Here is an 18816-nt window from a genome sequence, read left to right on the forward strand (position 1 = left end):
GCGTCAGCGGCCGGTGCCCGGCAGCAGGCCGCCGGTCGCGTTGCCGAGCAGCCCACCCGTGGCGCCGTCGAGGGTGCCGGTCACCTCGCCGATGAGGCCGCCGGTGGCGTTGTCGACGCCGGACGTGAGCCCGCCGAGGGCTCCGCCCGTGACGCCGTTGAGCTGGCTCGCGAGGTCACTGGTGGTGTTGGTGACGGTGGTGACGGTGTCGTCGAGCCCCTTGGTGATGTCCTGCGTCACGTCCTGGGTGACGTCCTTGACCGGCGAGGTGGGGCTCGGCTTCACGGGCTGGGTCGGGGTCGGCGTCGGGCTCGGGGCCTGGTTCTGCGTCGGCGCGAGCGAGCTCGGGGTGGGCAGGCCCGGCGTCGGGTTCTTGGTGGGCAGGACCTGCTCGGGGGCCAGCGCCTGGGGCACGGTGATGCCGGTGAGGTCCTGACCGGAGATCGGGGCGCCCTCGAGCTGGACCCCGTCGACGTCGAGGCCGCTCATCAGGTCCTGGGGCGCGCTCGTCAGGAGGAAGTCCGGCACGACCGTGATCCCCCCCGCGCAGGACACGCAGACGCTGCTCACCTCCTGGTCGAGGTCGCTCAACGTGAGGCCGGCGGCGACGAGCTGCTCACGCGCGCTCTCGGGCACCTGGCCCTGCAGCTCGTCGAGGCGCTCCATGCTCCGGGCGGTGAAGTCGCGCGCCGCCTGGGCCTCGCGGTCGGAGCCACCCGACTCGTAGGAGTCGATGAGGCTGCGCACCCCGTCGGTGGACTGCTGCGTGAAGGAGTCGAGCGTGTCGGGGATCAGCTCCTCGCGTCCGGCCACCTCGCCGGCGGCGAGCTCCTCGAGCTCGGTGAGGCGGGTGTCGGCCTGCGCGAGGAGCGTACGGCCGCGGGCGGCGTCGTCGGGGGCGAGGCGGACCTCGGCCGACTCGATGCCGCGCTTGACGCCGTAGAGGGACTCGCCGGGAAGGGCGGTCTGGGAGGCCACGGCCATCGTGGCGGCCGTGCCGACGAGGGCCGCGCCACCGAGGAGCGCGCCGAGGCGTCGGTTGCGCGAGCGGGAGGTGGCCGGGAGTGCGAGGCGCTGCGGCGCGGCGGGTTGGCTGACCAGGACGGTGTCGGCCTCGGCCATCAGGCGCTCGCGCAGCGACGAGGTGAACTCCGCCCGCGGGGCGACGTCGGGCAGGGCGCGGAGGTCGGAGACGACCTCGAGCAGCGCGGCGAACTGCGCCGCGTCACGCTCGGTGAGGGGTGCGTCGGGGCCTCGGGAGAGGAGCGCCTCGAACTCGTCGGCACGGCGGCGTGCCGAGAAGGGGGGTGTCATCGCGCTGGTCCTGTCTCACTGCTGGTGGATCCTCCCACGCAGATGAACGAAGAAGACCGGGCAGGAGTTACGGCTGCGCGCAGATCGGACGTCATCAGTCCCTCAACCCCTCCGGCAGCAGCTTGGCCAGGTTGCGCACGCCCCGCAGCTGGAGCTGCTTGACCGCTCCGTCGGAACGGTTGAGGGCCAGCGCCGTCTCCGCGATGGAGAGCCCCTGCAGGAACCGCATGATCAGGCACTCGCGCTGCTCGGTCGGCAGCTCGGTGAGCGCCTTGAGGAGCGCCTCGTTGGTGAGCCCGGCGATGACCGCGCCCTCCGGACCCTCGGTGGCGTCGTCGTGCGGCGTCATGTCCTCGGTGGTCATCTCGAGGCGGGTGCGGCCGGCCTTGAAGTGGTCGGTGGTGAGGTTGCGCGCGATGGTCATCAGCCAGGCGCCGAAGTCCTTGCCCTGCCACCGGAAGCTGTTCATGCTCCGCAGCGCCCGGAAGAACGTCTCCGAGGTCAGGTCCTCGGCGAGCGTCTGGGAACGGGTGCGGTAGTAGAGGAATCGGTAGACCGAGGCCTGGTAGTGGTCGTAGAGGAGCCCGAAGGCCTCCTTGTCGCCCGACCGGGCGAGCTCGACGAGCGCGATCAGCCGCTCGCGCTCGGCCTCGTCGACCTCCGAGGACGCCGCCTGCCCCTCGTCGCCCACCGGGCCCGAGCCGTGGGACCCGCCGGGGACGGCCGAGTCGGGGGTCGCGGTCCCGGCCATGAGCACGTGGCCGGCTGCGAGCGGCACGGGCCGGACGGACAGGACCGCGAGGACGGCACGCCGCAGCGCGTCCATGCCTTCGTCGAAGGCACTCCCCAGGTCGTCCGTTGACCGCATCGGTTTCCCTCCCCGTGTGCAGCGATCATCCACGATAGGGGCCCGTGCGCGCCTTGTGAACCCGGGAGTAACTTCCCGAGACGGCCTCAGGCGCCGCGGCCGCGCCCGCGCAGGCTCACCCCGGCGGCGACGGCACCCGTGACGGCCCCGGCGACGGCGGCTCCGACGACCCCGGCGCGCGCGGCCTTGCGCCCGGTGCGGTAGTCGCGGACCCGCCAGCCGTGCGCGCGGGCGTACGCACGCAGCCGGGCGTCCGGGTTGATCGCGCACGGGTCGCCGACGAGCGAGAGCATGGGGAGGTCGTTGCTCGAGTCGGAGTACGCCGAGCAGCGGGCGAGGTCGAGCTCCTCACGGGCGGCGAGGGCCTTGACCGCCTCGGCCTTGGCCGGGCCGTGCAGCAGGTCCCCGACGAGCCGTCCGGTGTAGACGCCGTCGACGTGCTCGGCGACCGTGCCCATCGCGCCGGTGAGGCCGAGCCGGCGAGCGATCACGCTCGCGATCTCGACGGGCGCCGCCGTGACCAGCCAGACCCGCTGCCCCTCGTCGAGGTGGAGCTGGGCGAGCGCGCGGGTGCCGGGCCAGATCCGGTGGGCCATGGCCTCGTCGAAGATCTCCTCGGTGAGCTCCTCGAGCTCGGTCGTGGTGTGCCCCGCGATGAACGACAGCGCCGAGTTGCGGGCGTCGGCGACGTGCTCGGGGTCCTCGACGCCGACGACGCGGAAGTAGGCCTGCTTCCAGGCGGCCGACGCGATCTCGCGGGTGGTGAAGAACTCGCGGCGGTGCAGCCCGCGCGCGAGGTGGAAGATGCTCGCGCCCTGCATGATCGTGTTGTCGACGTCGAAGAAGGCCGCGGCACCCGGGTCGCTGGGGGTCCGCAGCTCGTGCTCGACCTCGGCCGACGCGGCCGCAGCCTCTCCCGCGAGGGTTGAGCGCTGCTGCAGGTTCAGGCGGCGTGGACGCTCGGGCGGGGTCACCGCCACAGGGTAGCGGCGGGCGGGCTGTGGAAGGATCGCCCGCATGCCGCGCACCGACATCTCCGCGTTGGTGGCCGAGGCTGCCGCGGACGTGCCCGACCGGCAGGCCCTCGTCGAGAGCGGCGGTCGCACCCTGACGTGGCTGCGGCTCGAGGACGAGGTGGCCCGCATCGCGACCGGCCTCGGCGCCCACGGCGTCCGCGCCGGGCAGCGGGTGATGCTCGTCCTCGGCAACCGCATCGAGTTCGTCACCACCTACCTCGGCGTGCTCCGGGCGCAGGTCGTCGCCGTGCCGGTGAACCCGCGCTCGACGTCCGGGGAGCTCGCCCGGATGATCGCGGACTCCGGCACCCGCCTGGTGGTCACCGACGAGACCGCCGTCGAGGTCGTACGCGCGGCGCTGGCCGAGCTGACCGAGCTGGCCGACCTCGCCGCGCCGACCGTCGTGGTCACGGGCACCGAGCCGGGGCCGGGCGAGGTCCCGCTCGACGCGCTGCGCGCCGAGGGCGTACGCCCAGTGCCGCCGCTGCCGGACGCCGAGAAGCTCGCCGCCCTCCTCTACACGAGCGGCACCTCGGGCCGCCCCCGCGCCGCGATGCTCAGCCACCGGGCGCTGCTGGCCAACATCGAGCAGGTCGCGGCGGTCGAGCCGCCGATGATGCACGGCGACGACGTGGTGCTCGGTGTGCTGCCGCTGTTCCACGTCTACGGCCTCAACGCCGTCCTGGGCGGCGTGCTCCGCCACCGTGCGCGACTGCTGCTGGTCGAGCACTACGACCCCCAGGCGGTCCTCGACCTCATCGACGACGAGGCGTGCAGCGTCGTGCCCATCGCGCCGCCCGTCTTCGCGCACTGGCTGCCCGACGAGCACCTGCGCGAACGGCTCGGCCCGGTCCGGCTCGTGCTGTCCGGCTCGGCGCCGCTCGAGCCCGAGGTCATCGAGCGCTTCACCGAGATCACCGAGATCCCGGTCCACCAGGGCTACGGGCTGACCGAGGCGGCGCCCGTCGTCACGAGCACGCTGTGCAGCCACGAGCCGCGGGTCGGCTCCGTCGGTGCCGCGCTGCCGGGCATCGAGCTGCGCCTCGTCGACGAGACGTGGGGACAGCTCGAGGGGGAGGACCCCGGCCGGATCCAGGTGCGCGGGGACAACCTGTTCTCCGGCTACTGGCCCGACGGCGCGGACGGACCCGACGCCGACGGCTGGTACGCCACCGGAGACGTCGGCTTCCTCGACGCGAGCGGCGACCTCTTCCTCGTCGACCGGGTCAAGGAGCTCGTGATCGTCAGCGGCTTCAACGTCTACCCCACCGAGGTCGAGGACGTGATCCGGGAGGTCGACGGGGTCGCCGAGGCGGCCGTCATCGGCGTGCCCGACGCGGAGACCGGCGAGGCCGTGGTGGCCTACGTCGTCGCGTCGCGACCGGTCACCCACCTCGAGGAGGCGGTGCGGGCCCACGCGATCGTCCGGCTGGCGCGCTTCAAGCAGCCGTCGCGGATCGTGGTCGTCGACGAGCTGCCCCTGACCGTGACCGGCAAGGTGCAGAAGGGACGCCTGCGCGGCCTCGAGAGACGGCGTACGCAGGGGTTGCTCGAATGAGGCCTTCGTGAGCGCCCGCGTCACCTTCTACACGCGTCCCGGCTGCCACCTGTGCGACGAGGCCCGGACCGTGGTGGCCGCGGTGTGCGCCGACCTCGGCGAGTCCTTCGAAGAGGTCGACATCACCACCGACGGTGACCTCGAGGACCGCTTCGGCGAGGAGGTGCCCGTGACCTTCGTCGACGGCCGTCAGCACGACTTCTGGCGGGTCGACGAGACCCGGTTGCGGAAGGCTCTCGGCGCCTGAGCTGTTGGGACCGGTGTGAGGCTCTCCCTGCTCGACCGCTCCCGGACGCGTGCCGGCTCCACCGACGCCGAGGCGCTCGAGGCGACGGTCGCCCGGGCGGTGCACGCCGAGCAGGCCGGCTACGACAGGTTCTGGGTCGCCGAGCACCACGCCGTCCCGGGCATCGCGTCCGGCACACCGGCCGTGCTGCTCGCCGCGATCGGGGCGCGCACCTGCCGCATCCGCATCGGGTCGGGTGGCGTGATGCTGCCGCTGCACCAGCCGCTCGTGGTGGCCGAGCAGTTCCTGGTCCTCGACGCGCTGCACCCCGGACGGGTCGACCTTGGGCTCGGGCGCTCGCTCGGCTTCACCCCGCCCGTACGCCGCGCGCTGCGGCGCGACCACGAGGACGCCGACACCTTCGAGGACGACCTCGTCGAGCTGCGCGGATACCTCGACGGGACCGCGGACATCACCGCCCGCCCCGCCACGACTGGTGCGGTGCCGATGCACGTGCTCGCCACCGGCCGCGGGCTCGAGGTCGCCGCCCGGTTGGGCCTCCCGGTCGTGGTGGGCGGCCCGATCCTCGACTCACCCGACCTGGTGCCCGCGCTCACGGCGTACCGCCGCGACTTCCTCCCCCACGCCGGCAGCGCCTCGCGCGTGACGGTCTCGCTCGACGTGCTGGTGGCGGACGACGACGCGACCGCACGCGAGCTCGCCCTCCCCGAGGCGTGGGCGATGGCCCGCTCGCGACAGACCGGCGAGTTCCCGCCGCTCGAGCCGGTGCGCGACATCCGGTCGGCGCCGTGGCCGGACCAGGTGCGCCGGCGGGTCGAGGCGTCGCTCGAGCGGACCGCCGCGGGTCGCCCCGAGGTCGTACGCCGCCGGCTCGAGGCGCTCGCCGAGCGGACGGGTGCCGAGGAGGTGCTCGCCAGCTCGTCGACCTTCGACCGCGACGCGCTGATCGCCTCGGACCGGATGCTGCGCGACCTGATCTGACGCCGGGCCCGACACCGGTGTCGGCGGCGGGTGCTGGGATGGACCGATGATCGAGGTCGTCGTCGGGGCGCTGCTGCGCGAGGGCCGCGTGCTGCTCGGCCACCGCAGGCCCGACAAGCACGCGTTCCCCGACACCTGGGACCTGCCCGGCGGGGTGGTCGAGCCCGGCGAGTCGCTGCGCGCCGCCCTCGCCCGCGAGCTGCGCGAGGAGCTCGACGTGTCCGTCGACGCGACGACGGTGACCCTGCTGTGCCGGGCGGACCTCGGGACCGCGCAGCTCAGCGCGTGGCTCGTGCCGGACTGGGTGGGGGAGGCGCGTAACGCGGCTCCGGAGGAGCACGACGACCTGCGCTGGTGCGGGCTCGACGACCTGCCACCGCTCGCCCACCCCGACGTACGGGCGGCGGTGGTGCGGGTGCTGGGCGGCGGGTGAGCGTGGTGCCGGCCCGGCACGTCCCAAAGAAGGATGTGACGTGCCCGGCCCACGGGCGAGGCTCGTGGACGTCGTTGCTCGCCCCTCTGCGAAGGAGCCACCATCGCCACCGTCACCGACCACGACTCCTACATCGCTGCCGCGTCCGAGTCGTTCCGCCCCGTCCTCCACCGCATCCGCAGTCTCGTGCGCGAGGCACTCCCCGAGGCGGAGGAGATGACGGCCTACGACATGCCGGGTTTCCGGGTCGGGGGCACGGTCGTGGCGAGCTACGCGGCCTTCAGCAAGCACGTCGGCCTGTACGTCCTCGCTCCCGCCATCGCCGATCACCACGACGAGATCGCGGCGGCCGGGCTGAGGTCGAGCAAGACCGGCATCACCTTCCCACCGAGCAAGCCGGTGCCGGACGACCTCGTCACTCGCCTCGCACGAGCGTCGGGGCGTCACGCCGGCTCCTGAGCCTGGCCCGGCGGGAGGAGCCGAGAGCAGGCCGCAGCGTGCAGGATGGCGTCATGAGGCCGTGGTGGTGGTGGGCGGCGGGGGCATCGGGCTTCCTCGTCATGTCCGCTGCCAGCGTCTGGGCGCCGATGCAGCCAGAGCTGTTCCCCACCGGGGCCGCCTGCCAGATCGCGCCGTGCGGAACGCTCGAGGACCCGGACCGATGGCGAGCGGCGTGGTTCCTCTGGCTGGTCGGCGCACTCGTCGCGGCGGTCGCCTCCGCCTTCGTGCTGGCTCCGAGGCGGCCGGGTCGACGCGACGTCGTGCTGCTCGTGGCGTCTGCGGGGCTGGTCGTCCTCCCGCTGGCGCTGGCGAGCGTCGTCCTGTCGGTCCTCACCTCGGTGCAGGGCGTGGCGACCGCTGCCGCGCTGGTCCCTCTCGCCGGGCTCGCGGTGCTGGGTTCGTGGGCGCGTGGGGAGAGCGCATCACGCAGGGACACCAGCCGATCGACCTCGGGCGCCAGTCCTTCGGCCTAGTCTCCACTGCGTGGAGCACGACGCCCGGACGCCGACCGGTTGGCACGACGCCAGCCAGGCGAACGAGACCGAGCCCGGCGCAGCCGGCCTGGGTGTGGTCGGCCTCGTCATCGGGATCGTCAGCGCTGTTCTCGCACTGACCGTCTACCTCACCCTGCTCGCCGTCGTCGGAGCCGTGATTGCGCTCGTGCTGGGAATGCTGGCTCTGGGCGATGAACGGAGCCGGCTCGCCGGAATCAGCGCGATCGTGGCGGGGGCCGGCGCCCTCGTCTGCGCGACGGTCGTCCTCATGTCGTTGGGATGACCGCCAGCCGCGGCCCGCGTGGCCGCAACGGGACGGGGTCGGCACGTCCGATCGGCGCGTTGCGTGCCTGTGGCCCCGCCATCGTGGTGACTGGCGGGGTGTGGGGCGGGGTCATCGTCGGCGGGGTTGCGGGACGTCGGGCGGTGGTCCGGCGTCGATCGGCTGGGTTCCGGTGGGGTCGCGTCGGAAGCGGTGGCCGTGGGGTGAGGTCCACTCGTACGCCCCCGGCTCGGGCGTCTCGTAGTGCCAGGAGCTGTGGGTCTTGAGCCTGTGGTGGGTCCGGCACAGCGGCGCGAGGTTCGTGGTGCTCGTGGGTCCGCCGGCGTCGAACGGGATGACGTGGTCGAGGTCGCAGCGGCGGGCGGATCTTGTGCACCACGGGAACATGCAGGTGCGGTCGCGGAGGATGACGGCCTCGCGGATGCGGGTGGTGGGTTCGTAGGCCGGGGTGGAGAGCTCGGCGTTCAGGTCGATCACCGGTCGGATGGTGACCTTGGTGTGGGAGTCGGTGCACCAGTCCTTGACGTGGTCGAGCAGGACCAGGCGCTGGCCCTCTTCGAGGCGGCCGGTGGCGTCGAGGATTGGGCCGTCCGGGGTCGGGGTGGCGTTGAAGTGGGTGTGGAGGACGACCTCGCGGGCGACTGGGAGGTCGGGTCTCGATACGCCCGCTCGTTCCTCACGGGCTACTCGACCGCCTTCGTGTACCGCCTCGCGGGCTGCTCGACCACCTTCATCAGTGGCGCGGGCTGCTCGACCACCTTGGGCGAACAGGTCGAGTGCGGTCTGGGTGCGGGCGAGGTCGCCGAGGGCGGCGGAGCGGCGGACGTCGAGTGAGGCGTCCGATCCGAGGGCCTCCATCGTGGCGGCACCGTGGGTGAGTGCGCGGTCGAGGTCGAGGGCGTCGGCAATGTCGAGCTCAGCCTCGAACCGCATCGTCCCGGCGTAGTGCACGTCCTCGCCGTGCAGAGTGGCGTGGCGGGGGTCGACGTGCTGCCACCCGTCCTCCGGATCAGCAGACGGGTCCGCCTCGGCGAGGTCGTACCGCTGGATGGCTTCCGCGACGAGCCGGTCCAGCTGCGCTGGCCCGATCCGTCCGGCCACCGCGGCGACCTGGGTGTCGACGAAGGCCGCGGCCTCCATCGTGAGTGCGGGTGAGGAGTGGATCGTCGTCTCCGCGACCGACCGGGCCCGCCAGGCAGGCACTGATCCGGACTGGACTGCGGCATGGAGTCGGGGGAGGCGGTGGCGCAGCTCGAGCGCGTGCCCGACGAGACGCTTCGCCGACGGGGTCGAGACCCCGAGCACCGCACCGAGCTCCGCGACGCAGAACTCCGCCACCAGAGGCGTACCCGGACCCGCGATGGGCTCCTCGTGCTCACACCCCGGCACGGCGAAGGTGGCCACGGAGTGGATCGACTCCGGCGGGTGCAGGTCAGCCCACCGGGCGGCGACGTCCAGCAGGTCGGCCGCGGCACGATCCTCGGCCGCCTTGCGGGACCGAGCGAGCGCGAGCAGGCCGGCAGCGGAGAGGTCGTCGTCGACCTCCGCTGCGTCCCGTTCGAGCACCTCGATCATGTGTTCGATTATATGTGAATAGTCTGACAGCCGCCCGTGGTGGAGCGTCAAGATCGGCCTGGGTTCCGACCGGGCCGCTGGGCGCCCTGCTCAACCACCGGATGGCGGGCGCGTTACGCCCTCGCCAGACCCCATCCACATGGGCCCACGGGGGCTCCGTTACGCCCTCCGAGCCCCCGGATGCAAGTCGGGAGACCCCCGCTTCGGGTGGGTCTTCTCACATGTGCTAGCCCGCCCTCCCGACGTTTTGTTCTCCCGTTCACAAACTCCTACAGTGGCGGAGTCCACGCGAGGTTCGCGGGACTGGAAAGAAGCAGCTGTGACCGCACGGACCCCCGACTCTGCCCGGGACATTCCCGAGGCAACTGTCGCTCGGCTTCCCGTGTACCTGCGTGCCCTGACGAGCCTCGCCGACGACGGCACGACCACCTGCTCCAGCGAGGAGCTCGCCGCGTCCGCCGGCGTCAACAGCGCCAAGCTGCGCAAGGACCTCTCCTACCTCGGCAGCTACGGCACCCGCGGTGTCGGCTACGACGTGGAGTACCTCCGCTACCAGATCGCCCGCGAGATCGGCGTGACCCAGGACTGGCCCGTGGTCATCGTCGGCATCGGGAACCTCGGCCACGCGCTCGCCAACTACTCCGGGTTCCGCAGCCGCGGCTTCCGGGTGGTCGCGCTGCTCGACGCCGATCGGGACCGTACGGGCGAGACCGTCGCCGGCCTCGACGTGCGCGCCTTCGAGGACCTCGAGTCGATCGTCGCGGACAACGACGTGTCCATCGGCGTGATCGCCACCCCGGCGGTCGCCGCGCAGTCGGTCGCGGACCGGATGGTCGCCGCCGGCATCACCAGCATCCTCAACTTCGCGCCCACGGTCCTGTCGGTCCCCGACGGGGTCGACGTCAGGAAGGTGGACCTCTCCATCGAGCTGCAGATCCTCGCCTACCACGAGCAGCGCAAGTCCGTGAGCTCGGAGGTGGTCTCGTGAGCGTCCTCGTCGTGGGCATCTCCCACAAGTCCGCACCGGTCGAGCTCCTCGAGAAGCTCGCCCTCGACGCCGAGGGCACGACCAAGCTCGTCGCCGACGTGATGGGCGGCGACCACGTCTCCGAGGCCACGGCGATCGTCACCTGCAACCGCCTCGAGGTCTACGCCGAGGTCGACCGCTTCCACGGCAGCGTCGAGGACGTGTCCGGCCTCCTCGTCGCGCGCGCCGAGCAGTCCACCGAGGCGCTGCTCCCGCACCTCTACGTCCACTACGACGAGGGCGCGGTCTCGCACCTCTTCCAGGTGGCGGCCGGACTCGACTCGATGGTCGTGGGCGAGGGCCAGATCCTCGGCCAGACCCGCGAGGCCCTGCGGATCGGCCAGGAGCACGGCACGGTCGGCCCCGCCCTCAACACGCTCTTCCAGCAGGCCCTCCGCGTCGGCAAGCGCGCCCACGCCGAGACCGACATCGACCGGGCCGCACCCTCGCTGGTGACGGCGGCCCTCGAGCGGAGCACGGTCGACGTCGCAGGCGCCCGCGCCCTGGTCGTCGGCGCCGGCGCGATGGCGTCCCTCGCCGTCGCCCACCTGTCGCGCAACGGTGCAGGCAGCATCGCCGTGCTGAACCGCACGCAGGCCCGCGCCCAGCGGCTCGCCGACGAGTACGCCGCCACGTCCCTGCCGCTGCCGGACCTGCGCGAGCAGCTGGCCTCGGCCGACATCGTGATCTCCTGCACCGGCGCGCCCGAGCCGCTCGTACGCCTCGCGGACGTCGCCGCGGCCCGCATCGGTACCGACCGGCCGCTGACCGTCATCGACCTCGCCCTGCCGCACGACGTGGAGCCCTCGCTCGCCGACCTGCCCGGCGTCGAGCTGATCAACCTCGCCGGGCTCGCCGACGAGCTGCGCGGCCTCGAGGCCACCGCCGGTGTCGACGACGTCCGCAGCATCGTCGGCCAGGAGATCACCGCGTTCCTCGCCGTGCGCCGGCAGGCCAGCGTCACGCCGACCGTGGTCGCGCTCCGCTCGATGGCGACCGCCGTGGTCGACGCCGAGATGGAGCGGCTCGCCGCGCGGCTGCCCGGCCTCGACGACGCCACCCGCGCCGAGGTGCTGCACACGGTGCGGCGGGTCGCCGACAAGCTCCTCCACGAGCCCACCGTCCGGGTCAAGGAGCTCGCCGACGCCGAGCCGGCCGTCTCCTACACCGCGGCGCTGGCCGAGCTGTTCCGGCTCGACCCCGACGCCGTCGACGCGATCTCGCGCGCCGAGCGCGCGGAAGGGGGCCCGTCATGAGCGGCGCCCTCCGCCTCGGCACCCGCGCCTCCGCGCTCGCCACGACCCAGTCGGGCCACGTCGCCGACCTCGTGCGCGAGCGCCTGGGCCGCGACGTCGAGCTCGTCGAGATCGCCACCGAGGGCGACGTCAACCGCACCGCCGCGCTCGCCCAGCTCGGCGGCACCGGGGTCTTCGTCAGCGCGCTGCGCGACGCCCTCCTCGAGGGTCGGGTCGACCTCGCGGTGCACTCCCTCAAGGACATCCCCACCACGCCCGCCGACGGCATCACGCTCGCCGCGGTGCCGGTGCGCGAGGACCCGCGCGACGTCGTGGTGGCCCGCGACGGGCTGACCCTCGGCGAGCTGCCCGTCGGCAGCCGGCTCGGCACCGGCTCGCCCCGCCGGGTCAGCCAGCTGGCCGCGCTCGGCCTCGGCCTCGAGCTCCAGGGCATCCGCGGCAACGTGGGCACGCGCATCCGCAAGGTCCGCGACGGCGAGGTCGACGCGGTCGTCCTGGCCCGCGCCGGCCTGGCCCGGCTGGGCCGCCTCGACGAGGTCACCGAGGTCCTCGACCCGCTCCAGATGCTCCCGGCCCCGGGCCAGGGCGCGCTCGCGGTCGAGTGCCGATCGGCGGACACCGGGCTCGTCGCCGAGCTCGCGCGGCTCGACGACGCCGCCACCCGCGCAGCCGTCACCGCGGAGCGCGCCGTCCTGTCCACCCTCGAGGCCGGCTGCTCGGCCCCGCTGGGTGCGCTCGCCGAGGTCGTCGAGGGCGAGGACGGCGAGGAGCTGTGGCTGCGCGCCGTCGCCCTGTCCGAGGACGGCGGCCTCTCCGTACGGATGAGCGCCACCGGCCCGGTCGCCGAGGCCCGAGAGCTCGGAACACGTCTCGCGAGCGACATGCTCGCCGAGGGAGCAGCAGACCTGATGACGGCATCACCCAGCAGGGACCACCAGTGAGGAAGCAGCACGCATGACGCGAGTACAGACCCCGCACGCCAGCACCGCGACCCCCACCCCGAGCCAGGGCTGGGTGTCGTTCGTCGGCAGCGGTCCCGGGGACCCGGGCCTGCTGACGGTGCGCGCCGTGGAGCTCCTCGAGGCCGCCGAGGTCGTCGTGACCGAGGCGCCCGAGCACATCGACCTGGTCCGGACCGTCCTCGGCCTCGTCGAGGGCCCCGACGGGCTCGAGGGTGGCCCGGAGATCGTCGACGGAGGCTTCGGCGAGGACGGTCAGCCCCTGACGCACGCCGCTCGGGCGAAGGTCGTGGTCCGCCACGGCAAGAAGCAGCGCGTGGTGCGCCTGATGACCGGCGACCCCTTCCTCTACGCCTCCGGCCCCGAGGAGGCGCAGGCCTGCGTGAAGGCCGGCGTCGGCTTCGAGGTCGTCCCCGGCGTCTCCTCGGTGAGCGCGGTCCCGGCCTACGCCGGCATCCCGCTGACCACCAAGCGTCACAAGGAGATGGCCGTCGTCACCTGCGGTGACAAGGTCGACTGGAGCGCGTACGCCGACGACCGCACGCTCGTCCTCCTCTCCGGCGTCGGCAGCATCGGCGAGACCGCCGCGGCGCTCGTCGAGGCGGGCCGCTCGCCCGAGACGCCCGTCGCGATCACCCGCGTCGGCACGACGACCGAGCAGCAGACCCTGACCTCCACGCTCGCCACCGTGGCCGCCGACGTCCGCGCCGCGCGGATCGCGCCTCCGGCGATCATCGTCATCGGCGAGGTCGTCGACCTGCGCCAGACGTTGTCGTGGTTCGAGACCAAGCCGCTGTTCGGCTGGCGCGCGCTGGTGCCCCGCACCAAGGAGCAGGCCGGTTCGCTGTCGCGCCGGCTCCGCGAGTACGGCGCCGTGCCCGAGGAGGTGCCGACCATCTCGGTCGAGCCGCCGCGCAACCCGCTCCAGATGGACAAGGCCGTCCGCGGCCTCGTCGAGGGCCGCTACGAGTGGATCGCCTTCACCTCGGTCAACGCCGTCAAGGCGGTCCGCGAGAAGTTCGAGGAGTACGGCCTCGACGCGCGTGCCTTCTCCGGCCTGAAGATCGCCGCCGTGGGCGACAAGACCGCCCAGGCGATCGCTGCCTGGGGCCTGCGCGCCGACCTGGTGCCGTCGGGCGAGCAGTCGGCCGCCGGCCTGCTCGAGGACTGGCCGCCGTACGACGAGGTGCTCGACCCGATCAACCGGGTGTTCCTGCCCCGCGCCGACATCGCGACCGAGAACCTCGTCGCCGGTCTCATCGACCTCGGCTGGGAGTGCGACGACGTGACGGCCTACCGCACGGTGCGGGCCACGCCCCCGCCGGCGCCGGTGCGCGACGCGATCAAGACGGGGAAGTTCGACGCGGTCGTCTTCACCTCGTCCTCGACCGTGCGCAACCTGGTCGGCATCGCCGGCAAGCCGCACCCTTCGACGATCATCGCCGTGATCGGCCCGCAGACCGCCAAGACCGCCGAGGAGCACGGCCTCCGGGTCGACGTGCTGGCCCCCACGCCCGACGTGGAGGTCCTCGTCGATGCCCTGGCCGACTTCGGTGCCGCCCGCCGCGCGGCCATGCTCGAGGCCGGCGAGCCGGTCACCCGCCCGAGCGAGCGCACCGCGTCGGGGCGTCGCAAGGCCCGCGCCAAGTAGTCCGCCCGCACCAGCTCACCGCCGCTGGGGAAGGATGGAGCCGTGACCGAGGAGATCAACGTCCAGGGCCCGCTCGTCCGACCCCGGCGGCTGCGGCGCACGCCCGCGCTGCGCCGGATGGTCGCCGAGACGCAGGTGCGTCCCAGCTCGCTGGTGCTGCCCGTCTTCGTCCGCGAGGGCATCGACGAGCCGCGCGCGATCTCGTCCATGCCGGGCGTGCTGCAGCACTCGCGCGACTCGTTGAAGAAGGCCGTCCTCGAGGCGGCCGAGCTCGGCCTGGGCGGCGTGATGCTCTTCGGCATCCCCGAGCACAAGGACGCCACCGGGTCGGGCGGCATCGACCCCGGCGGCGTGCTCAACCTCGCGATCACCGACGTGGTCGCCGAGGTGGGGGACCAGCTGACCGTGATGTCGGACCTGTGCCTCGACGAGTTCACCAACCACGGCCACTGCGGGATCCTCACGCCGGACGGGGAGGTCGACAACGACCTCACGCTGGCGGCGTACGCCCAGATGGCCCTCGCGCAGGCCGCCGCCGGCGTCGACATGGTCGGGCCCAGCGGCATGATGGACGGCCAGGTCGGCGTGGTGCGCCAGGCGCTGGACGCGGCCAACCACAGCCACGTCTCGATCATGGCCTACTCCGCGAAGTACGCCTCCGCCTTCTTCGGTCCCTTCCGCGAGGCGGTCGACTCCTCGCTCGTCGGTGACCGCCGGACCTACCAGCAGGATCCCGCCAACGCCGTCGAGGGCGTGCGCGAAGTCCTGCTCGACGTCGCCGAGGGCGCCGACATCGTCATGGTGAAGCCCGCCCTGGCCTACCTCGACGTGATCCGCCGGGTCCGCGACGCCGTCGACATCCCGGTCGCGGCCTACAACGTCTCCGGCGAGTACGCCATGCTCGAGGCCGCCGCCGCCAACGGCTGGATCGACCGCGAGGCCGCGATCCTCGAGACGCTCACCTCGATCACCCGCGCCGGCTCCGACGTCGTCCTGACCTACTGGGCCTCGGAGGCCGCGCGGCTGCTCGCGCGCTGAGGGCGTACGCACCGCAGCCGCGCACGTGCGGCGGACGTGGCCCCGGGATCGACTGGTCGGGGGCCACATCGCGGACACGTGCGGCGGACGTTGCCCCTTGGGCCGGGGCCGCGATGAACGTCCACGCTCACGGGTGGAAGTCCATCGTGCCGCCCGTGGGAGCGCGTACGGCGCCCGACCCGCCTACGGCGTCAGCAGGCCGGTGACGCACGACTGCAGCGCCGCGCTCTGGCTGGGCGAGAGGGCCAGCATCCCGAGCACCCCGCTCACGACACCGTTGAGCCCGAGCTGGGTGAGGCACTGGGTGGTGGCCTGCGCCTCGGTCAGCAGGGTCGGGACCACGGTCGGCAGACCGGTGGTCGGCAGCAGCGTCGGGAGCGACGTCGGCACCACGGTCGGGGTCTGGGTCGGCGTCTGCGTCGGGGTCGGGTTCTTCGTGGGCGACGGGGTCGGGGTCGGCGTCGGGTTCCTGGTCGGGGTGGGGCTCTGGGTCGGGGTGGGGTTCTTCGTCGGCGACGGGTCCTTGGTCGGTGAGGGGTCGTCGTCGCCCTTGACCACCGTGCCGCTGTTGCCGTCCTTGCCGTCGCCACCCCTGCTGCCGTTGCCGGTCACCGAGGTGGTCGGGTCGGGGGAGAACGTGACGCTGCTCGGCGTGGAGGTGGGCACCGCCGTGAAGTCACCGTCGAGGTAGGCCTGCATCACCTGCAGCACGAGGTCGACGTAGTCGTTGGAGTGGTTGTAGCGGTAGACGGCGGCGCGCTGTCCCTTCTCCCCGGACAGGTCGTCGTCGCCGGAGCAGAGGTAGACGGCGGTGGCGAGCGCGGCGTCGTCGACGTCCTGCGGGTTGCGGGTGCCGTCGCTGTCGCCGTCGACGCCGACGACCGCCCACGTCGAGGGGATGAACTGCATGGGGCCGACCGCGCGGTCGTGACGGGTGTCGTTGTCGTACTGGCCGGCGTCGGTGTCGGCGATGTCCTGGGTGTTGTTCCTGCCGTTGAGCGCGATGCCGTAGATGCCCGGCTGCGCCACGCCCTGGTCGTCGAGGGTGTTGCCACCGGACCGGCCGTGGTCGGACTCGACGCGGCCGATGGCGGCGATGAGCTCCCACGGGACGTTGCAGCCCTCGTCGGCCTTGTTGATGACGGCCTCCGCACGCTGGTACGCCGAGAGCGCGGCCTGCGGGATGTCGCTGGCAGAGCCCGGGGTGAGGGCCGCGGTGCGGGTCACCGCTTCACCGATGCTGGCGGGCGCCTCGATCGCGGCGGCGGGGAGGACGGTGCCGTCGGGCAGCGTCTGCGACCCGTCGGGGTCGGCGCTCGCGGACCCGACACCACCGGCGAGGCTCGCCGTCCACGCGGCGGAGAGGACCGCCAACGGGATGATGGCGGTCGCGCGGTGCAGTCGGCCGGAACTCGACATGTCGTGCTCTCCCCTCGGACGTCGTGGTGCCATGGTGCCCTGTCGGGACCCATCCACACCTCGACAACGATGGTTTCGCGACCCAAGTTACGCGGGAGTCACCGTGTGGGCCAGTGCACAGGGGCCGGAGCACCCGGGACGCCGGTTGGGCACGCCTTGCGGCCCTGCGTGACAATGGCGAGGTGACCTCCGCGACCACCCCCTCCACGACCGCGGCCAGCGAGGCCTGGTTCGAACGGGCCCGGGCCGTGACGCCGGGAGGGGTCAACTCGCCCGTCCGTGCGTTCAACGCCGTCGGCGGCACCCCACGCTTCATCACCTCGGCCTCCGGTGCCTGGCTGACCGACGCCGACGGCAACGACTACGTCGACCTCATCTGCTCGTGGGGCCCGATGCTGCTCGGCCACGCCCACCCCGACGTGCAGGCGGCGGTCGCCGGCGCGGTCGCCCGCGGCACCTCCTACGGCACGCCCACCGAGCCCGAGGTCGAGCTCGCCGAGGAGATCGTGGCCCGCACCCCCGTCGAGCGGGTCCGCCTCGTCTCCTCGGGCACCGAGGCCACGATGTCCGCGATCCGCCTCGCCCGCGGCGCCACCGGTCGCGACCTCGTCGTGAAGTTCGCCGGCTGCTACCACGGTCACGTCGACCCGCTCCTCGCCGAGGCCGGGTCGGGCGTCGCGACGCTCGCCGTCCCCGGGACCAGCGGCGTACCCGCGACCGCGGCCGCAGAGACGCTCGTGCTGCCCTACAACGACCGCGGGGCCGTGTCCGCGGCGTTCGAGGCGCACGGCACCCGGATCGCGTGCCTCATCACCGAGGCCACCCCCGGCAACATGGGCATCGTCCCGCCCGCCCCCGGCTTCAACGCCTTCCTCGCCGAGACCTGCCGGGCCCACGGCGCACTGTTCATCAGCGACGAGGTGATGACCGGGTTCCGCGCGACCGCGCAGGGCGGCTGGGGCCTCGACGGCGCCATCGAGGGCTGGACCCCCGACCTGATGACCTTCGGCAAGGTGATGGGCGGCGGGTTCCCGGCCGCCGCCTTCGGCGGGCGGGCCGACCTGATGTCCCATCTCGCTCCCGAGGGACCGGTCTACCAGGCCGGCACGCTCTCGGGGAACCCGGTCGCCACCACCGCCGGCCTGGCCACGTTGCGCCTGGCGACGCCCGCGGTGTACGACCAGCTCGAGGCCACCGCGCTCACCATCCGCTCCGCCGTCACCGAGCACCTCCAGGCCGCGGGCGTGCCCCACGTCGTGCAGGTCGCCGGGACGATGTTCTCGGTGTTCTTCCGCGACGGCGCCGTCCGCGACTTCAGCGAGGCCGGCCAGCAGGACACGGGGGCGTACGCCGCGTTCTTCCACTCCATGCTCGACCAGGGCGTCTACCTGCCCCCGTCGGCGTACGAGGCGTGGTTCGTCTCGGCGGCGCACGACGACCGGGCCGTCCAGACGATCATCGACGCGCTGCCCGCGGCAGCGTTCGCGGCAGCGACCGCAGGGGGCTACTGAGATGGGCGTCCAGACGATCGTGCACCTGCTGCGGCACGGAGAGGTGCACAACCCCGGCGGCGTCCTCTACGGCCGGATGGACGGCTTCCACCTCTCCGACCTCGGCAACCGCATGGCCCGCCGCATCGCGGACTCGATCGGTGACCGCGACATCGTGCACCTGCGCACCTCTCCGCTCGAGCGGGCGCAGGAGACCCTCGCGCCCCTCGCGTCCGTCCTCGGGATCACCCCCGAGATCGATCCGCGGGTGATCGAGTCCGGCAACAAGTTCCAGGGCGTCAACTTCGGGAGCGGGGCGCTGACGTTCCTCAAGCGCCCCGACCTCCTGCGCCACATGTACAACCCGATGAAGCCGTCGTGGGGCGAGCCCTACGACGAGATCGCGGGCCGGATGGTCGCCGCGCTGCACGACGCGCGCGCCGCCGCGGAGGGCCACGAGGCCGTCGTGGTGTCCCACCAGCTGCCCATCTGGACGACCCGCCTGTTCCTGGAGAAGCGCAGCTACCTCCACCACCCCAGGAGCCGTCAGTGCACCCTGTGCTCGCTGACCAGCGTCGTCTTCGACGACGACCGGGTGGTCCAGGTCCGCTACTCCGAGCCCGCCGGCGACCTCATCCCCGTCGGTGACCGCTCCGCTCCGTTCTCGGCCGGTGGCGCCCCGCGGGAGGAGCGGCCCTGAAGCTCG

19 protein-coding genes are annotated in these 18816 nt (G+C 73.0%); 14 read left to right on the forward strand and 5 right to left on the reverse strand.

Annotated features, from left to right (window positions below; genetic code table 11):
- Nucleotides 1-3: 3 nt before the first annotated feature.
- From F4692_RS09990 to F4692_RS10000, 3 genes are all read right to left on the reverse strand, one after another.
- A complete protein-coding gene (locus tag F4692_RS09990) occupies nucleotides 4-1314 on the reverse strand; it encodes a DUF5667 domain-containing protein (RefSeq protein ID WP_179619512.1) in 1311 nt (436 codons plus the stop codon).
- A 94-nt stretch (nucleotides 1315-1408) separates the two neighbouring features.
- On the reverse strand, nucleotides 1409-2182 hold the full coding sequence (locus F4692_RS09995; RefSeq protein WP_179619513.1) for a sigma-70 family RNA polymerase sigma factor: 774 nt from the start codon (nucleotides 2180-2182) through the stop codon (nucleotides 1409-1411).
- Between the two features lie 86 nt (nucleotides 2183-2268).
- On the reverse strand, nucleotides 2269-3156 hold the full coding sequence (locus F4692_RS10000; protein ID WP_308645243.1) for an HAD family hydrolase: 888 nt from the start codon (nucleotides 3154-3156) through the stop codon (nucleotides 2269-2271).
- Nucleotides 3157-3199: 43 nt separating this feature from the next.
- Here F4692_RS10000 and F4692_RS10005 point away from each other — a divergent pair, with 43 nt between their 5' ends.
- The 7 genes from F4692_RS10005 to F4692_RS10035 all read left to right on the forward strand — a co-directional run bounded on the left by F4692_RS10005 (nucleotide 3200) and on the right by F4692_RS10035 (nucleotide 7695).
- Nucleotides 3200-4756, forward strand: coding sequence for a class I adenylate-forming enzyme family protein (locus F4692_RS10005; protein WP_179619515.1), 1557 nt, complete (start codon nucleotides 3200-3202; stop codon nucleotides 4754-4756).
- Nucleotides 4757-4763: 7 nt separating this feature from the next.
- Nucleotides 4764-5003 carry a glutaredoxin family protein gene (locus F4692_RS10010; protein WP_179619516.1) on the forward strand — a complete coding sequence of 80 codons (240 nt, stop codon included), beginning with the start codon at nucleotides 4764-4766 and terminating at the stop codon, nucleotides 5001-5003.
- A 15-nt stretch (nucleotides 5004-5018) separates the two neighbouring features.
- Complete coding sequence (locus F4692_RS10015; protein WP_179619517.1) at nucleotides 5019-5984, forward strand: MsnO8 family LLM class oxidoreductase; 966 nt, start codon at nucleotides 5019-5021, stop codon at nucleotides 5982-5984.
- A 46-nt stretch (nucleotides 5985-6030) separates the two neighbouring features.
- The gene (locus F4692_RS10020; protein WP_179619518.1) at nucleotides 6031-6417 is read left to right on the forward strand and encodes an NUDIX domain-containing protein; all 387 of its coding nucleotides are present in this window, start codon (nucleotides 6031-6033) and stop codon (nucleotides 6415-6417) included.
- Nucleotides 6418-6549: 132 nt separating this feature from the next.
- Entirely contained in the window at nucleotides 6550-6876 is a 327-nt protein-coding gene (locus F4692_RS10025; protein WP_308645320.1) for an iron chaperone, read from the forward strand.
- 53 nt (nucleotides 6877-6929) lie between these two features.
- A complete protein-coding gene (locus F4692_RS10030) occupies nucleotides 6930-7391 on the forward strand; it encodes a hypothetical protein (RefSeq protein WP_179619519.1) in 462 nt (153 codons plus the stop codon).
- A 10-nt stretch (nucleotides 7392-7401) separates the two neighbouring features.
- Nucleotides 7402-7695 (forward strand): hypothetical protein, encoded by a 294-nt coding sequence (locus tag F4692_RS10035; protein ID WP_179619520.1) that lies wholly within the window; start codon nucleotides 7402-7404, stop codon nucleotides 7693-7695.
- A gap of 111 nt (nucleotides 7696-7806) precedes the next feature.
- Here F4692_RS10035 and F4692_RS10040 read toward each other — a convergent pair whose 3' ends face one another.
- The gene (locus F4692_RS10040; protein WP_179619521.1) at nucleotides 7807-9270 is read right to left on the reverse strand and encodes an HNH endonuclease signature motif containing protein; all 1464 of its coding nucleotides are present in this window, start codon (nucleotides 9268-9270) and stop codon (nucleotides 7807-7809) included.
- A gap of 319 nt (nucleotides 9271-9589) precedes the next feature.
- On the opposite strand from F4692_RS10040, the gene F4692_RS10045 reads away from it, so the two are divergent.
- The 5 genes from F4692_RS10045 to hemB are packed head-to-tail and all read left to right on the forward strand — an operon-like array spanning nucleotide 9590 to nucleotide 15201.
- On the forward strand, nucleotides 9590-10258 hold the full coding sequence (locus F4692_RS10045; protein ID WP_179619522.1) for a redox-sensing transcriptional repressor Rex: 669 nt from the start codon (nucleotides 9590-9592) through the stop codon (nucleotides 10256-10258).
- Entirely contained in the window at nucleotides 10255-11553 is a 1299-nt protein-coding gene (locus tag F4692_RS10050) for a glutamyl-tRNA reductase (RefSeq protein ID WP_179619523.1), read from the forward strand. Before F4692_RS10045 ends, F4692_RS10050 begins: the two co-directional genes overlap by 4 nt.
- Nucleotides 11550-12494 carry a hydroxymethylbilane synthase gene (hemC, locus tag F4692_RS10055; protein ID WP_179619524.1) on the forward strand — a complete coding sequence of 315 codons (945 nt, stop codon included), beginning with the start codon at nucleotides 11550-11552 and terminating at the stop codon, nucleotides 12492-12494. Before F4692_RS10050 ends, hemC begins: the two co-directional genes overlap by 4 nt.
- A 13-nt stretch (nucleotides 12495-12507) precedes the next feature.
- Nucleotides 12508-14163 carry a bifunctional uroporphyrinogen-III C-methyltransferase/uroporphyrinogen-III synthase gene (locus F4692_RS10060; protein WP_179619525.1) on the forward strand — a complete coding sequence of 552 codons (1656 nt, stop codon included), beginning with the start codon at nucleotides 12508-12510 and terminating at the stop codon, nucleotides 14161-14163.
- A 42-nt stretch (nucleotides 14164-14205) separates the two neighbouring features.
- Nucleotides 14206-15201 (forward strand): porphobilinogen synthase, encoded by a 996-nt coding sequence (gene hemB, locus F4692_RS10065; protein ID WP_308645244.1) that lies wholly within the window; start codon nucleotides 14206-14208, stop codon nucleotides 15199-15201.
- Between the two features lie 183 nt (nucleotides 15202-15384).
- Here the strand turns inward: hemB and F4692_RS21560 are convergent, their stop codons facing one another.
- A complete protein-coding gene (locus F4692_RS21560; RefSeq protein WP_179619526.1) occupies nucleotides 15385-16620 on the reverse strand; it encodes a lytic transglycosylase domain-containing protein in 1236 nt (411 codons plus the stop codon).
- A 182-nt stretch (nucleotides 16621-16802) separates the two neighbouring features.
- On the opposite strand from F4692_RS21560, the gene hemL reads away from it, so the two are divergent.
- Together hemL and F4692_RS10080 are read left to right on the forward strand one after the other, a co-directional pair.
- On the forward strand, nucleotides 16803-18131 hold the full coding sequence (gene hemL / locus F4692_RS10075; RefSeq protein ID WP_179619527.1) for a glutamate-1-semialdehyde 2,1-aminomutase: 1329 nt from the start codon (nucleotides 16803-16805) through the stop codon (nucleotides 18129-18131).
- 1 nt (nucleotide 18132) lies between these two features.
- Nucleotides 18133-18810, forward strand: coding sequence for a histidine phosphatase family protein (locus F4692_RS10080; RefSeq protein WP_179619528.1), 678 nt, complete (start codon nucleotides 18133-18135; stop codon nucleotides 18808-18810).
- Nucleotides 18811-18816 lie beyond the last annotated feature (6 nt).

The organism is Nocardioides cavernae, assembly GCF_013410035.1.
Classification (GTDB): domain Bacteria; phylum Actinomycetota; class Actinomycetes; order Propionibacteriales; family Nocardioidaceae; genus Nocardioides; species Nocardioides cavernae_A.

Bases quoted from the DNA above. Each gene is read 5' to 3' on its own strand.
- F4692_RS09990 (WP_179619512.1), bottom strand. From the start codon at position 1,314: ATGACACCCCCCTTCTCGGCACGCCGCCGTGCCGACGAGTTCGAGGCG.
- F4692_RS09995 (WP_179619513.1), bottom strand. From the start codon at position 2,182: ATGCGGTCAACGGACGACCTGGGGAGTGCCTTCGACGAAGGCATGGAC.
- F4692_RS10005 (WP_179619515.1), top strand. From the start codon at position 3,200: ATGCCGCGCACCGACATCTCCGCGTTGGTGGCCGAGGCTGCCGCGGAC.
- F4692_RS10020 (WP_179619518.1), top strand. From the start codon at position 6,031: ATGATCGAGGTCGTCGTCGGGGCGCTGCTGCGCGAGGGCCGCGTGCTG.
- F4692_RS10030 (WP_179619519.1), top strand. From the start codon at position 6,930: ATGAGGCCGTGGTGGTGGTGGGCGGCGGGGGCATCGGGCTTCCTCGTC.
- F4692_RS10040 (WP_179619521.1), bottom strand. From the start codon at position 9,270: ATGATCGAGGTGCTCGAACGGGACGCAGCGGAGGTCGACGACGACCTC.
- hemC (WP_179619524.1), top strand. From the start codon at position 11,550: ATGAGCGGCGCCCTCCGCCTCGGCACCCGCGCCTCCGCGCTCGCCACG.
- F4692_RS10060 (WP_179619525.1), top strand. From the start codon at position 12,508: ATGACGCGAGTACAGACCCCGCACGCCAGCACCGCGACCCCCACCCCG.
- F4692_RS21560 (WP_179619526.1), bottom strand. From the start codon at position 16,620: ATGTCGAGTTCCGGCCGACTGCACCGCGCGACCGCCATCATCCCGTTG.
- F4692_RS10080 (WP_179619528.1), top strand. From the start codon at position 18,133: ATGGGCGTCCAGACGATCGTGCACCTGCTGCGGCACGGAGAGGTGCAC.